Genomic DNA, 14,581 nt, shown 5'->3' on the forward strand with positions numbered 1-14,581 from the left:
TGGTTGGTGGGCATGGGTCTTGTTACATCGGCAAACGGATAAACAAATTGAACTAGAAATGATCTCTATTGATTAATAAATCAATAGAGATCATTTACTACGAAAAATTGATGAACATGTAGACTTCAATTTCATTTATGACAACGTTGAACCCTATTATTCAACCACAAACGGTCGCCCACCGAATGATCGGGTGATGCTCTTTAAGATGATGTTTTGGAGTATCTGTATGGCATTCGTTCGTAACACCAATTGGAACGAGACATTCAAACGAACATTGGTATCGCTGGTTTCTTGGATTAGGACTCACGGAAAAAGTCCCTCATCATTCGACTATCAGTTTTATTTGCCATAGACGGTTTCAAGGAACGACGGCCTTTTGAGACATTTTTTATGACGTGGTTGTGAAAGCCATGGAACAAGGCATGGTGAGTGGTCGGGTATTAGTCAGTGATTCTACACACTTAGATCGCCAGCACTTCACACGCAAAACGGTCAAAATCGAAACACAGTCTAACTTCGACGAATTGGATGAGGCGGTTACGCAAGATCGGGAGGAACACGGAGAAAAGCCGTTAGCCAAAAAGGAAAAGGAGGAATGGAAAACCGTCCGTAAAAGGACGCATCCCAAAGTGGAAGTATACGTATGATCCAAAAGCCAATACGTACACATGTCCAAAACTTTGACGTATTCCACCACACATCGAGAAGGGTATCGTCAGTGCCATTCCAATCCGGAAGATTGTAAAACGTATCCACTTCTTTCAAACTGTAAACAGTCACAAAATCACAAGAAAGTGCTGACTCGACATGTGTGGGAAGAAAGCAAAGAACGTGTGCGAATGAATCGACTTTCGAAGGAAGGGAAAGCGATCTATCGTAGCGAAGATATAAAATTGAGCGAAGCTTTTCGATTCAAAACAACTCCACGGGCTTCGCAATTTTCGTTTGCGCCGTTTGGAAGGGGCCTCGGAACAAGGCACTCATGACGGCAACGGTGCAGAACATCAAGAAGATTGCGATGCACCTCTCCAGACAGCAGGAGAGGCTTTTTTCATGTTCACCTTTAAAAATCGTGATTTAAATATATTAATTGACCACAAGAGAAATCCTTGGTTCACGGAACCAAGGATTTCTCGACAACCTGAAGGTATAGCTCATGAAGTGCTATACCTTTTTGAATTATTTATTGCTTACCTAAATACTTGGGGACTTTCATTATTGTTTCATATTAGATTAGCTTCAAGATTTCTTTTTCTACATATCTTAAATTTTTTATCTTTTCTTCTGCTAGTTCTCTGCATGGAATTTCTTGAGTTAACAAATGCAATGTTAAATTGATTTCTTTTAAATATTGTTCGTACTTTACCTTATGTTCAGAGTTTTTACAACAAGAAAAAGCTTGATTCATTTCTGTAGTTGCTACTATGTAGAGTTTTTGTATATTTTGATTTTTGTTTTTCTCCTGATGGATAAACTTTATTTGAAATAATGTATCTAAATATTCAATTAAACTAACCATATAATATTGTGTCAATACCTCATTAAAATTTCTATAGCACAAATCCAAATTAAGATTCTCTTTTCGTCATAGCGTTATTGTTATTAGTACGAGGTGTATTGTAAATTTTAGGAGGTGCTGGTTTTAAAATTGGTTCTTCTCCGTAAATAACTGGATCATTTTTATAATGAAATGATCCTCTTCCATCAGGCGCTTTTCCACGTGCCCAGGGACCAGTTGAACTTTCTTCTCCCTCAGAAAAATTATAGAAATCATAAGCAACTGCTTCCAATTCATTTTCTCTCGGAAAAGTAGTTGGTACTACAATATCTCTTTCTTTCTCTTCTAATTCTTGAATTGCTGCTAACCATTGATTTTGATGTCCAGTATCACGTGCCAATAAAAATGAAAGCATATCTTTTACTCCAGGGTCATCTGTCATTTCATAAACACGGGCTACTTGCAATCTGCCCTGTGATTCAGCATTTAAATTTGCTCGAAAATCAGCAAGAAGATTTCCACTAGCAATAATGTACTTGGATACCCACGGGTATCCATTACTATCTGCAGGTAGTGCCCCTAAACCACTTACAATAGCATGTTGAGGGTTGGAGCCACCCATAATTGCTGCTACTGCAGGGTCGCTATTATATACTTTTTCTTGTTCATCGAATGGTGCATCATCTAAAAGTCGAGCAATCATCGTAGCGATCATCTCTACATGACCAATTTCCTCTGTACCTATATCAAGTACTAAATCACGATATTTGGCATCTGCTCGACTGTTGAAACCTTGCCAAAGGTACTGCATCATTACACTGATTTCACCATATTGTCCACCTAAGATTTCTTGGAGCTTCCTTGCATATGCAGGGTCTGGTTTTGAAGGCTTTGCTGGATATTGAAGCTCTTTGAAGTGATAGAAGATATAAATCCCTCCTTAACATAAGTATGCTGCTACATTATAATTATTCGTTGATTATAGATATATGCTTGATACAGAGGAATACATGCTCTTTGTCTCTATAATAGAAACGTTTAAAAAGAAATTTTAGCTTTTTAGATCCAAATCAGCTGAAACTTATTGCAGAATAAAAGACGAAATTTCTGTCATGACTACTGAGCAGAGATTTCAATAACAGCAAACAAAGAAAGCAAGGTGTTGTGCCAAGCATTCTTTGTTGTGTTGTGGAATAAGACTAGAGAAGCATATTTGGCTGGTGCAATGCAGCATTACATGAGGTTGAGTTTGCGTAATGCAGAAGTTGAGTTTGTTAAAGTTAGTTTATAGACACATTTTTAGTGAGTCATGATAAAGATAGTCATTAAATAACAAATTAAGGTTTCAAGACAACTTTAATACAATTGTCTTTTTTCTTGTTAAAAAGATCGTAACCGATTGCTGCATCATGTAATGGCATTTGATGTGTAATAATCTTGGTAGGATCGATTTCTTTACGAATAATTTTATTATACAAAAGATCCATATAAGAACGTGCAGGAGCTTGTCCCATTTTTAGCGTCACATTTCTTGTGAAAATGGACCAAGAGGGAACATATTGTAAAGTCCACCGTAAACACCCGTAATCTGAACCGTCCCAGCTTTTTTTACAGCTTTTGTTGCAATTTGTATAGGTCCGAGGGTTCCACCTTGTAATTTTAATTTTTGTTCCACAAACTCTAGTGGAGATTTTTTACCGTCCATTCCGACACAGTCAATTACGACGTCAGCCCCCCCTTTCGTCATTTCTTTAAGTGTCTCTCCTGTGTCCTTATCCTTCGTAAAATCAAAAATTTCTACTTGGTTTTGTTTCTTTGCGTGTTGAAGGCGGTAATCCATGTAATCCACAGCAATCACACGTTCCGCCCCTTTTTGCCAGGCAAACTGTTGAACCATAATACCGATTGGCCCACTACCTAATACGATGACGGTATCCCCTTTTTTTACGCCGGCATTTTCGACACTCCAATAGGCTGTTGGAAGGACATCTGATAAAAATAGTAAGTGATCATCTTCAAGTTCACAGTCTTCTGGAATTAGAAACGGCGTGTAGTTGCCAAAAGGAACACGTAGGTACTCCGCTTGACCTCCAGGATAGTCTCCGAATTTCTCTGAGTACCCTAGGTATCCCCCTGAATCATAGTGAGGGTTTGCCTGATCACATTGACTTTCTAAATGATCATTGCAATATTGGCATTGACCACAAGCCATTGTAAATGGGATTACAACACGATCTCCCTTTTTTACTTTCGTTACATCAGGCCCCACTTCTTCCACAATTCCCATTGGCTCATGCCCAATCACATATCCAATTGGTAAGGGGAAATTTCCTTGGTACAAGTGAAGGTCGGAGCCGCAAATTGCAGTAGACGTGACCTTAATAATTACATCCTCACGATCTTGAATTTTTGGGTACTCAATTTTCTTAACAGCGATTGAACTTTTTCCTTGATAAGTTACAGCTCTCAAAATATCACTCCTCTTGGTTAACACTTAGGATGTACGATTTTAAGAGTTCCAATACTAGCTAGGCACGGTTAAGAGGAACAATGTGAATTAGTCCCTTCTTATCAGGAAAGCAACGTTAATCTACATACTTACCGTGATCTGGTATGGAAGCCTGATCAAAGTTAACGACGAGTTGATGTAAACCATTCGTAAGTTCTGCTCCTGACATAAACATACCATGCCCTGTTACGGCGAGAGCTGGTTGAAGGTTGTAGAGCTTTTCTATTGAATGTTTTGCAGTCTCCCAATCAATGGTTAAATACCGAGGAGGACCATAAACGCCTTTCTTTTGAGTTAAAACCGCATAAAGCTCATCTTGTTTAACTGTAATAAAGGCATCTCCCACGATAGATCCTACGGCTTGCGCAATTGCTCCAAATTCAAATAATTCCTCAGCCAGGATGCCGTTAAGTTCCTTAACACCTGCGATGGCCTCAGAAATATTTCCAATTATTACAGTGAATACACCGATGAACCCCACTTTGTTAAATATAGACTCATGTAAAGTCTCTTCAACCCCTATTAAAGTATAAGCTTCGCCTGAGGCCTGGATAAGGTTTCCTTTAATATCAAGTTCAGTTGTTTGAGACTCGTCAAAATCGCTTAAAGCGGCGTACAGAACGGTGAGCGTACCGACGCCTTGTAAACTAGTACCAATGGTTTCCTCATTAACTTCGTCAATACTATCAATAATTAAGCCTATGCCAATTGCTTCAATCGTTAACCCAATAATGCTATATGAATTTCGAATATCCTCTGCTATATCTATTCTTTGTGACGCACCAACTGCTTGAAGGATATTTCCAATTGCGACGAGCCAGGCTCCAACCCTCTCAAGTTGCATTAGGCTGTCTTTAATCATTGATAATTGATGGATTCTAGATCATTCCAAGATTCATTTATTTGGAGTTGCTTTCCTATTTTCACAAGCATGGGTCCTAAAGTTTTATAATCATAATCCATCGTTTTTCCTAGTTTCATTTTAATCAATTGATTGGAGGCTGTGTCAGTTAAAATTTTACATAACATTAGAAGTTCACGTTCACTTAGTTGAATGTTTTTAACTTTACTATCCATAGATAAGCTCCTTTATAATTAGACTAAAAACACGATGTCACTGTTCTCTGTATCCTCATCATCCCTCGAATATCCTGAACTGAATAAAGAATAAATAACAAATACAATAATTAGCAAAAAGTTTGATTGATCTTTCAGCTCCATATGTGGTGGCCTCCTTGGATTTTTACCTATAATATTCAAACGAAAAATTAATGTTACGGTCTTAAAGTACTTTAGCCTGTTTGTAAAAGTTATGTGACCGAGTATATGTTACAAACAAAACAAACGTCACTTACAAAGTGTAGTTTGTTAAGTAATACTTACACAATAGTGTTTGGGATATTAATTCGAAGGAAGTGGTAAAAGGTAGAAACTTCGGTTAATGTTGGGCGTCTACTGACTACAAATACTGCTTTAAAGCAAAAGGTGGAAGATTAGATCAAACGATTCGATGGTTCGCTTTGAATGGTCATCGTTGTATCAAAGAAATTTGTCTGAGTGTTAGTATTATAGAAAACGTAGAGGAATTCAAAGATTGTGGTTTTTTAGATGAGAATTAACGACCTATGGTAACGAAAAAGGGGGAACGTTTCAAAATTACTTCAAAGGATTATGTGATTTGGCTTATCACTGGAAGGTTTTAAAAGCTTGTGTTTTCAGAGCACCGATTACTAGACAACGGTTATTCATGATTCAGCTAGAAGTATGTTGACTAGAATAAGTCTTATATTAAGAAAGTTCGTCCTAAATGTGGATCATCCATCCTTAAAACAAGACAATGGCGACTTTACAAGACTATTATCACCCGTGAGAAGGGTGTGTGGCGGTTTAAGTTAAATATTATAGAAGAGGCTTGGTAAAGCCGAATAATGCTCGTTACTCAATACGAGAAAATAATAAAAACCGAACTAACTTGAAGCCCTAAATTAGAGTTTCAAATAGTAGTTCGGTTTTTTAATTGGCTGAAAACCTTTTGTCTCAGCCTCTTTACTTAATTAGATGATTAGAAGAACAATCATTTGATAGAGTGTAATAAAGGTGTTGAAGTAATAATAACATTCTATCCCTTTTTAAAATATCGCTATTAAAGCCCCTCCGATCGCACCTGTTAAAACGATGAACCATGGAGGGAGCTTCCAGTATACGAGCATGAAAAATAGCAATGCTGCCAAGGTAAAGTCGATTGGTGTTAAGATCGCACTTGTCCATATTGGTTGGTAAAATGCAGAGATTAGAATCCCTACAACAGCAGCATTAACCCCCATAAAAGCCCCCTTAATTTTGCGATTTTCTCTTAAGGAATGCCAAAATGGTAATGCTCCTAATATAAGGAGGAATGCTGGTAGAAATAGACTGAACATTGACTATTGAGCGAACATTGGATGAATTCGAACTTGATCATGATCATGACTCGGATAGTCATCAAGTCATGGACACTAGTTCACTATCAGTTAACGACTCACAAACTCTTTTTACTGTTTATTGCCATAATCGTTGATATGAATATGTGTAATCAATTAAGATAAAAGTCAAAATAAAAAAGGAGTGTTAATTTGAAGAAAATTCTGTTTTTTATCCCTTTATTAATATTGTCAGGATGCGGTTTATTTGGAAGTAGTGGCACAGTATTTCATACTTTTGAAGGTTTAACGAATGCGGAATTTTATAGCTTTGAAAAGTATGGGGGTTCTGGAGCAAATACGGAAGTAGCTATTCTAACCGAACAGAATGAATTAGATGCCTTGAAAAGTGTTTTAGATTCTGCCTCAGATGGGGTACGAGCAAATTCAGAGGAACTTGTGCCAGCTTATGATTTATTAGTTGATCATGACGCAGGAGATACTATTTTACATCTAATTCTTGGTGATGCAGGAGAGGAAAGTAGAATTATGTATGCTGGTTATGAAAATGAACATTTTATAATACCGGAAGAAGGTACAGCAACATTGATTGAACTAATTGATATTGATTGAGACTGTACCCTTGAGTCAAGTATAGATTTATTTAAGGAGGAATTTGTTGCACTATTTCAACGCCTCTAATATCGGATCATTATGTGTTAGTGTATATTCTGCTGTTCTTTACTACTTTATTAGATCAACTAGCTCGACTATCGTCTAATGTTGCTTTTGTCTTTTGCTTACTCTTATCTGTTTGTTGGAGGCATCGTTTTGTCTATGTTTTCTTTGATTAAGAAGCAAGATGATCTTGTAAAATTAAATCAAAATATAATAACTTTGTTATTAAGTATTCTATTGCTTTTATTTACATTTTTCATCTTTGGTTCAACAGATTGATATATTCATATAAAAGATTGGGGTAAATGGAGTAAACGATGACCTACTTGTCAATCCAATTTGAATATCGAGATAATTAACTAATGAGCCAATGACTTTAAATTTCATAAGGAGTAGCTTTCAATAAGTAATCAAGTAGCTCGGCCTAACAGGTCGAGCTTACTTACAGAGGCTGCTCTAAAGAAAGTAGGTTAATGCATTGAAGAACTTCATAATAGGAATTCTCGGGTTTGGATTGATTGTAAGTGTGACCTTGAATTTAATCCTTAACAACAAGGAACAGGATAGAGAGGTTGGGTTTACTCATTATGTATCATTTTTACATAATCAAGTTAGTTATACAGAGTCTGCAGCTCAGTTTCACTTAAGAGAACAAACAGAGGATTCATACCAACAATTGTTTGTGCGCAAATGCACCTTCTGACACTGCGAACATATTTAATATGCGATACGTAAGTGTGTATCGCAGTGAGGAGGTTGTCTTGGCGAATTTGCGAATGACAGAGAATCAGTAGTTGTAGGTCGATAGATACTAATTAGCAGTTAAAGAGGGAAGGGTTTGAGAAGACGTATTTCAGCATTTCAACAGAAGAAATTAAATGAGCTTGCAAATTTTTTGGATCGCAATGCGTATATGGTAAGGCTAATAATTTTCATAAGTAATCAATACGGGGACCGTGTCCTCCCTAAAGTAAAAGTCATCAATCATCGATTGGAAGATTGGAAAACAAAAGGCGGCCGTTAATGGTTGTGTATTGTTTTTTAACGAAATTAATTTCACATAAAAAAATTTTATTAAAAAAAGAAAAGCTTGAAACAACAATAAATTGTTGTTTTTCATCGCTAAACAAGCAAAGAGTAGACTTTGCAACTACGAGACAGGAGCAGAAGCTTCTTACTACTAAACACGGGAAAAGGTGTCGTATTTATGATCAAAGTAAGGGATACGAAGCTTTCAAACAAAGGTGTAAAACAGAAGATTCTTAAACGATCTGAACTGTCTAAAGATGATGTACCAGTAGACATTAGTATATATATTTTCCGAAAATTAAAAAATATGTTAGAGACTAAAATCAATAAATTGGTTCTTAATATCCTTTAGGATCCTGTGCCAATAATCGCATCTCGATGGAGCGTTATCGTGGTTTTAATCAATTGATTCTTGGGGGCGGTGAGTGGGCGACGTTTAAGCAGATCAAAGATGAAGGTGGCACCATCATAAAAGGGTCAAAAGCAATGAAAATTCTCATCTACAAGCCAATTACGATCAAAGAAGATGACAGTCAACAAGACGAAAGAGAAGAAAATAACGAAAAGATAATCCCATTGGTCAAGGCAGCGAATGTATTTAACATCGAACATCAAGTTGAAGGATTGGAACCTAAGCGTGTGATCGTTCATCAACATCATAGCTCCATTAATGCTTGCGAACAGTTGTTAAACGCTTATTCGGATCGTCCCGAGGTGATCAACGGTGTACAAGCAGCCTATAGTAGTCAATTAGATGTCGTTATGATGCCTGATAGCGGAAAATTCAATACCGCTGAAGGATACTATGCCACGCTGTTCCATGAGTTGACGCATTCCACAGGGCATGTTAATCGACTCAATCGCAATTTGCAAAATAAGTTTGGAAGTACGGCATATGCGTATGAAGAACTTATCGCGGAGATGGGTGCAGCACTACTGTGTCGAACCGCACAAATCGATCATAAAACGATTGAGAATACATCTGCGTACATTCAGTCCTGGTTGCAAAAGCTTCAGGGTGATCCCCAAATGTTGGTTCGTGCTGCTAGTTTAGCGGAAAAAGCCTATGACTATATGAATGCGGATAGCCAATTGGAAGTAACGATGGAAGACGAGGTGGCGACACATGCGTAAAGGTACACAAAAGGTGTGAAAGATTATGCACTTGTTGATGGTGTCCATCTGCTAACAGAAAACAAGTAATGGAATGACTTCACTAACCTGTTGCATCGAAAATCGAATGATGAGCCGTCTTATCACGAGTGATTTTACTAACGTCTTTGCAGAACCGCTTCTTGCAGAAAGTGACCAAGAAGCCCGAGCGATAATTAACTATATCATCATCCCTGCTTATTCAGATGTAGGCTACGAGCTTAACTAACAAATAAAACTACGCCTTCCCCTCTAGCTACGAGGCAGTAAACTCTATTGCTGCTTCGGTGGTTAGAGTTTGTGGAAAGGATCAATCATATGAATAAAGAAGATGCAATGTCTATCATTGAGCGGTTACAGGAAGAGAAGAAAGCGCACGTTGCTATTGACCGAATGACGTTAATTGCAAAGGAAATTCAGCAGAAAGGCTTTGGTGAGTTTGTAACTGACGTTGGGTTCATATTAAAAGATCCAAAAAAACCGTTCTTATGGTTATGTTGCAAGAACGGATCAATGGTTTATTTTGAGGATAGGTTTTTTTTATTGCATGCAACATCGATGGCAATTCAAATCAAAAGAGAGCAAGTGAAGGTTTATTGGTCTAATGGTGATCAATTATTCAAAGAAGTTGACCCATTTAAAGGATTTGTACGTGTGACTTGGAATTCTAACTAGATCAAGAAGTAAGGGCGTATTATTAAATCCGCTAATATGGAAGTGAGACAAATATAATCATCTTTTTTTCTTTATATTAGTAGAATAAGAAATAAGACAGCGGTCACACAGAGAGGTTATCATAAGACATTATTTGCATGATTTTAAGAGATACAGGGTCATTAAATAATGTGATACAATCGATAAAATGGAGGGGTCAGGATGTTGAAGCTTCCTCTGTTGAAGAGGATACTATTAATGAAACCGTGTATCTTTACTACTCAGAAGACATAAAAGAAGTCGATTCTAGATTTAAAGAGAATACCACGATTTATGCTGCTGAAGAAGATGAGTTGTATTGGGCTGCCATTCATACTTGGGCAAGCGACCCTGATCATGGAGTGGGAGATATTCTTGTTTCTCTAGGAGTTGAAGTTGAGTACGTGCAGGAGAACGATGATGGAGTCGCTGTTGTTTCTTTTTCTGAAGAATTGTATGATATCGACTATCATTTACCATTTAATGATGCGTTTCAAGAGCAAGTAGGACTTATTATGATGGAATTTGGTTATGAATCCACGCAAATACTTGTCAATGGGGAAGAAATTGATGCTCCGTTGTTCGTAGGAGATAAAATAACAGATCGTCCATTCAAGCTTCATGAAGATCGGAAAGAAGAATACGAAGAACGGAATTAATCTTGATATAGTGCAACTATTGCGATTAATAAACGCTGTTAATGGTGAAGTAGTAAACCCTCACATTAGTGGGGGTTTTTTTACGTGACGGTTTGTCAATCTAAGTGCAACAGTTCATGTTGAAAAGCCTCGTGCGCCGTTTTCCAATTTAAACATTTGCGTGGGCGTCTATTAATTAAACGAAGAGCATTCTCATTACTCCCACGTTGCCAAGACGAATAAGCATCTGCGAAATAGATGCGTGGGAGATCGGCTTCGATCCTTGAATAGCACGCAAATTCTTTTCCTCGGTCCACGGTCGCTGTTTTCAACGCTCCGGACGGCAGTAACGTATGCAAGCTTTTAATGGCTGACTCCATAGAAGCTGCCGTACGATTCGGCATCTTAAAGACGATATACCAACGTGTCTTGCGCTCAATAAACGTAGCCATACAACCTTTACTTTTCCACGGCTCGAAACGACCGTATCGAGTTCCCAATGACCAAATGTTTCGCGTTTTCGAATCTTTCGGTCGCTTTTGAATGGTAGTACCGATGTTAAAACGCCCACGTGTTTCTTTTGGTTTCTGACGTTTCCCCTTGTGGCGCAGGACGTGAACATTACGTTCGAGAAACCCTTGATAAAGCCATCTGTACAAGGTCTTGAAAGATAACGTTTCAAAAAATAGACGATTTACAATCTGCTCTGGAGACCACGTTTGATCTAGCTTTTCTTGTATAATCCGAGCGAGCTCAGGACTCCACTTCCCATCAGGGCGACAGGCCAGGCGCCGCTTATGAGCGATGTCTTGTGCGATCTCAGAACGGTATTCTTGAGTAACGACAGTATTGCGACGAAGCTCCCTTGATATCGTGGAAGGACTTCTTCTTAGTTCATCGGAGATTTTCCGCATGGAATATCCTATTTTCTGTAGCGTTTCAATACGCGCTCGTTCAAATGTGGTAAGATGTTGATAGCTCATGACAAAGCCTCCGTAGGTGTATTTGTGTGGTTACAATCCATCTTACACAAGGCTGTCATGAGCTGTCTTTATTTTTAGGTGTTGCACTTGATTTTACAATTCGTCACGTAAAAAAGGCGCACTCAGGTGAATGCGCAAAAAAGAGGGAAGATTTCGTATAACCCTAATGCCGTAGGATACTAAGATAATATGTAAATAGAAACTCAGATAACACACAAAAAGAGCACGCCTCTTAAGAGGCGTGTAAAGGTTGATGTATATATTTATGTGGGGACTAGGAGTGAACATCCATAAGATAACCTGGACTACTAGTGATTATACATAAAACTAAAAAATGACCGAAAACAAAATTTGCTCTCGGTCACTGGAGGTGATATTCAAATATATGCAAAACATAATTAAATGATTGGACTCATTAATTTAGGTCAAACGCAGAGTCATATTTTTATGTTGCTGTATATGATGGTCGTATCTACAATTTGGCGGTGACGTCATGAGTGAATTTGATCATTTATTCCACAAAAAACGAAAAAAGCCTTGTCATAAAAAGGAAGATAAATGTGGGTTGATTGTTATTAATAACAACTTAATCAATCGTACTCCGTATGGAGACGGAGATACTCCACCTGAAGTTACTGGACCTACAGGACCTGTAGCTTAATCGTCAAAATAGCCCCCTGTAACTTTCAATAAGGTTACAGGGGTAATACATTAATTTTAGTAAAGGGATAAAGCGTCTAATTTTAATAGGGGGGTCAGACCTCACCCTTCAAAATCATGGTATGCGTTATTAATTAAAATGTGTCGATAAAGAAAAAAGCACGCCCCGTAATGGGACGTGTAAGGTGATGTATACATTTATGCGGGTTTTGGAGTGGACATTAATAATTTAGCCCATTATTGAAGTTTTACATATCGCACATCGTTACAATAAAAAGACACGTCTTATTTTAATGAAGAGACGTGTCCAACCACAATATCATTACGTAAGACTGCTAAGAGAGAGGCATTAATATAATTTACAAAATTACAGCGGAATATACATTATAAATTAATGTGGAGGGCTTTGGAGCATCTAAAATTTTAGGGGAATAGTAGATGTTTCCCTCCACAATTTCAGTATATGCGTCCTAAAATTTTAATGTGAAAGGCACGCTCAAAAGAACGTGCCCGCAGAATTGATACAGGTTCATGGACGAACCTTAGTAATATGGTGTCCAATTTATATTAATATATACCAATTAGTTTGGGGTAGTGGTTTTTACATAAGAAGCCTCGGATCAAGGTTCCGCGGCTTTATTAGAAAATGAAAACACGCCAAAGAGTAAAGGCGTGTCAACTAAATATCATAACCTAGGGATTGTCTCGGGAGAGACAATTGTAGTATGTGGGATAACTTATAAAATATACAAAAAAAGCAAGCCTCGCAAAGAGGCGCGTCAAAGTTGATGGAAAACAAAACAATACGCAGGGCTGCTACATTAAAAGTATGTACAAGTTTTGAAGGAAGTATACCACTGTGTTAATAAAAGACACGTCTCATCACAAGACGTGTCAATGTATGCATATACGCGGAAATTGGAGTGGGCAATTATAATATAACCCATTGGTGGAATTATATACATTCCTAAACAAAAACACGCCTCAATAATTGAGACGTGTTTACCCAAAGTCATGGTTTGGGTTTACCACACAGGAGTGGTACTTATAGAATATTCAAAGTCGCATTGATATATATATATATATATATATACATCTGTAAAATAGAGGGATTTGAAGCGTCTAAGAATCAACGGGAGGAATGAATAGACGTTTCCCTCTGAAATCATTGTATGTAACGAAATTAAAGACGTTATAAGCAACAAACAAAGTTAGTTATAGGAATATGGGGCTGGATATTGAGTGACAAAAAATTTAGACTATTTTATTATGTTAGAGAGGGAGTTGTACACAGCTTCCGTCACTTTCGACAAATTGCTACGTTATAAATGTGCTTGGCTTTTATTAATTATGATGAGGTGTAGCATGTATGAAACTTATACTCTACAGTCGTTACCCCTCGATAAGTAAAGGGATCCTGTTAATAATACATTTGTTATTTTATCCTTTATCTAACTCCCGCTGTCTCCACCATACATAGAGATGGTTCTTTTTACTTTTGGCAATTTTATGGTTCCAAACAAGGATAATATATAAGAATTTTACTTTAAGGATGGAATCTCCTTTTCTGGAGAAGTCTTCAACAATCGGGCCAGATTGTTGTAGTTTTTCTTTAACCGTTAGCTAAAGAAAAATCATAAAGTGCAATTAAAAGATGAAGTTATTTAATTGCTTCAATAACTCTTTTTGACTTAGGTTTGATTTTTTTAGAATTGAGATTTCTGCTGCCTCATAAAGCATGCTAGAGATCATTATAGATCTAAACGAATCCATTTTCATTTCTGTTTCAATGGTTTTAGAGTCACTATGCATTTTTAGAACATCAATCATTTTGATTCTTAATAAAGGAAACAATTTTATATAACTATATGGGCAATTCTCTACTATTGTATTTAGAAACGCATGTATAGATGTGTACAAAATTTCGATATGGTTACGATCTAACTCTTGTAATTTCCCAGCTTTTTCGTAAATATCCTTACAAATTGTTTTATAAATCATATCATCAAATAACTGATATTTATCATCAAAATGAGCATAAAAAGTAACTCTGTTCACATTAGCTTTTTCAGTAATATTTTTAATCGTTATATTATTCAATATCCTTCTTTTTTAATATTTCTTGAAAAGCCTCTTCGATTAACTGCTTAGTTTTGGTATTACGTATCCCTTCTACTTTCATAAACTTTCTCTCCTTATCACGACATATATCCTTTTTTGTTGGTTGTTGGAGCATACATATCATTCTATAATTGCCTTAAGACAACAACAGTTGTTTTAATTATAACAAAAAAAGGTGGCTATATAACTGAAGAAAACAATTGCAATTTTTGGCGCTG

13 protein-coding genes and 3 pseudogenes are annotated in these 14,581 nt (G+C 37.1%); 7 read left to right on the forward strand and 9 right to left on the reverse strand.

Annotated elements, in window-relative coordinates; all coding sequences use genetic code 11:
• Positions 1–19 precede the first annotated feature (19 nt).
• A pseudogene (locus JOD17_RS16150) lies at positions 20–1,084 on the forward strand (transposase).
• 147 nt (positions 1,085–1,231) lie between these two features.
• On the opposite strand, the gene JOD17_RS16155 reads toward JOD17_RS16150, so the two are convergent.
• The 7 genes and pseudogenes from JOD17_RS16155 to JOD17_RS16180 all read right to left on the reverse strand — a co-directional run.
• The gene (locus JOD17_RS16155) at positions 1,232–1,537 is read right to left on the reverse strand and encodes a hypothetical protein (RefSeq protein WP_204698998.1); all 306 of its coding nucleotides are present in this window, start codon (positions 1,535–1,537) and stop codon (positions 1,232–1,234) included.
• A 34-nt stretch (positions 1,538–1,571) separates the two neighbouring features.
• Positions 1,572–2,429 carry a manganese catalase gene (locus tag JOD17_RS16160; RefSeq protein WP_169967509.1) on the reverse strand — a complete coding sequence of 286 codons (858 nt, stop codon included), beginning with the start codon at positions 2,427–2,429 and terminating at the stop codon, positions 1,572–1,574.
• 409 nt (positions 2,430–2,838) lie between these two features.
• Positions 2,839–3,971: pseudogene (locus tag JOD17_RS16165) on the reverse strand (zinc-dependent alcohol dehydrogenase).
• Positions 3,972–4,086: 115 nt separating this feature from the next.
• On the reverse strand, positions 4,087–4,854 hold the full coding sequence (locus JOD17_RS16170; RefSeq protein ID WP_204698999.1) for a DUF6944 family repetitive protein: 768 nt from the start codon (positions 4,852–4,854) through the stop codon (positions 4,087–4,089).
• 14 nt (positions 4,855–4,868) lie between these two features.
• Positions 4,869–5,087: a hypothetical protein gene (locus JOD17_RS16175; protein WP_169967464.1), complete on the reverse strand. Its 219-nt coding sequence runs from the start codon at positions 5,085–5,087 to the stop codon at positions 4,869–4,871.
• Positions 5,088–5,105: 18 nt separating this feature from the next.
• Positions 5,106–5,231, reverse strand: coding sequence for a hypothetical protein (locus JOD17_RS21580; RefSeq protein WP_275581888.1), 126 nt, complete (start codon positions 5,229–5,231; stop codon positions 5,106–5,108).
• Positions 5,232–6,139: 908 nt separating this feature from the next.
• A pseudogene (locus JOD17_RS16180) lies at positions 6,140–6,424 on the reverse strand (chromate transporter); the annotation flags it as partial.
• Positions 6,425–6,622: 198 nt separating this feature from the next.
• On the opposite strand from JOD17_RS16180, the gene JOD17_RS16185 reads away from it, so the two are divergent.
• From JOD17_RS16185 to JOD17_RS16205, 5 genes are all read left to right on the forward strand, one after another.
• A complete protein-coding gene (locus JOD17_RS16185) occupies positions 6,623–7,042 on the forward strand; it encodes a hypothetical protein (RefSeq protein ID WP_169967455.1) in 420 nt (139 codons plus the stop codon).
• 883 nt (positions 7,043–7,925) lie between these two features.
• Entirely contained in the window at positions 7,926–8,111 is a 186-nt protein-coding gene (locus JOD17_RS16190) for a hypothetical protein (RefSeq protein ID WP_169967454.1), read from the forward strand.
• A gap of 377 nt (positions 8,112–8,488) precedes the next feature.
• Complete coding sequence (locus tag JOD17_RS21750; protein WP_338028818.1) at positions 8,489–9,250, forward strand: ArdC family protein; 762 nt, start codon at positions 8,489–8,491, stop codon at positions 9,248–9,250.
• 318 nt (positions 9,251–9,568) lie between these two features.
• Positions 9,569–9,943, forward strand: coding sequence for a hypothetical protein (locus JOD17_RS16200; protein WP_204699000.1), 375 nt, complete (start codon positions 9,569–9,571; stop codon positions 9,941–9,943).
• A 137-nt stretch (positions 9,944–10,080) separates the two neighbouring features.
• Positions 10,081–10,620 carry a hypothetical protein gene (locus tag JOD17_RS16205; protein ID WP_204699002.1) on the forward strand — a complete coding sequence of 180 codons (540 nt, stop codon included), beginning with the start codon at positions 10,081–10,083 and terminating at the stop codon, positions 10,618–10,620.
• A 95-nt stretch (positions 10,621–10,715) separates the two neighbouring features.
• Here JOD17_RS16205 and JOD17_RS16210 read toward each other — a convergent pair whose 3' ends face one another.
• Complete coding sequence (locus JOD17_RS16210; RefSeq protein ID WP_239575632.1) at positions 10,716–11,582, reverse strand: IS30 family transposase; 867 nt, start codon at positions 11,580–11,582, stop codon at positions 10,716–10,718.
• 493 nt (positions 11,583–12,075) lie between these two features.
• Here JOD17_RS16210 and JOD17_RS16215 point away from each other — a divergent pair, with 493 nt between their 5' ends.
• Positions 12,076–12,243, forward strand: coding sequence for a hypothetical protein (locus JOD17_RS16215; RefSeq protein ID WP_169967450.1), 168 nt, complete (start codon positions 12,076–12,078; stop codon positions 12,241–12,243).
• Between the two features lie 1,646 nt (positions 12,244–13,889).
• Here JOD17_RS16215 and JOD17_RS16220 read toward each other — a convergent pair.
• Entirely contained in the window at positions 13,890–14,342 is a 453-nt protein-coding gene (locus tag JOD17_RS16220; protein WP_204699004.1) for a TetR/AcrR family transcriptional regulator, read from the reverse strand.
• Positions 14,343–14,581: the final 239 nt, after the last annotated feature.

The organism is Geomicrobium sediminis, assembly GCF_016908595.1.
GTDB classification, from domain to species: domain Bacteria; phylum Bacillota; class Bacilli; order Bacillales; family Marinococcaceae; genus Geomicrobium_A; species Geomicrobium_A sediminis.

What these genes read in the sequence shown, in the direction of transcription:
- JOD17_RS16170 (WP_204698999.1), bottom strand. Translation starts at nt 4,854, where the DNA reads ATGCAACTTGAGAGGGTTGGAGCCTGGCTCGTCGCAATTGGAAATATC.
- JOD17_RS16175 (WP_169967464.1), bottom strand. Translation starts at nt 5,087, where the DNA reads ATGGATAGTAAAGTTAAAAACATTCAACTAAGTGAACGTGAACTTCTA.
- JOD17_RS21580 (WP_275581888.1), bottom strand. Translation starts at nt 5,231, where the DNA reads ATGGAGCTGAAAGATCAATCAAACTTTTTGCTAATTATTGTATTTGTT.
- JOD17_RS16205 (WP_204699002.1), top strand. Translation starts at nt 10,081, where the DNA reads ATGATTTTAAGAGATACAGGGTCATTAAATAATGTGATACAATCGATA.
- JOD17_RS16210 (WP_239575632.1), bottom strand. Translation starts at nt 11,582, where the DNA reads ATGAGCTATCAACATCTTACCACATTTGAACGAGCGCGTATTGAAACG.
- JOD17_RS16215 (WP_169967450.1), top strand. Translation starts at nt 12,076, where the DNA reads ATGAGTGAATTTGATCATTTATTCCACAAAAAACGAAAAAAGCCTTGT.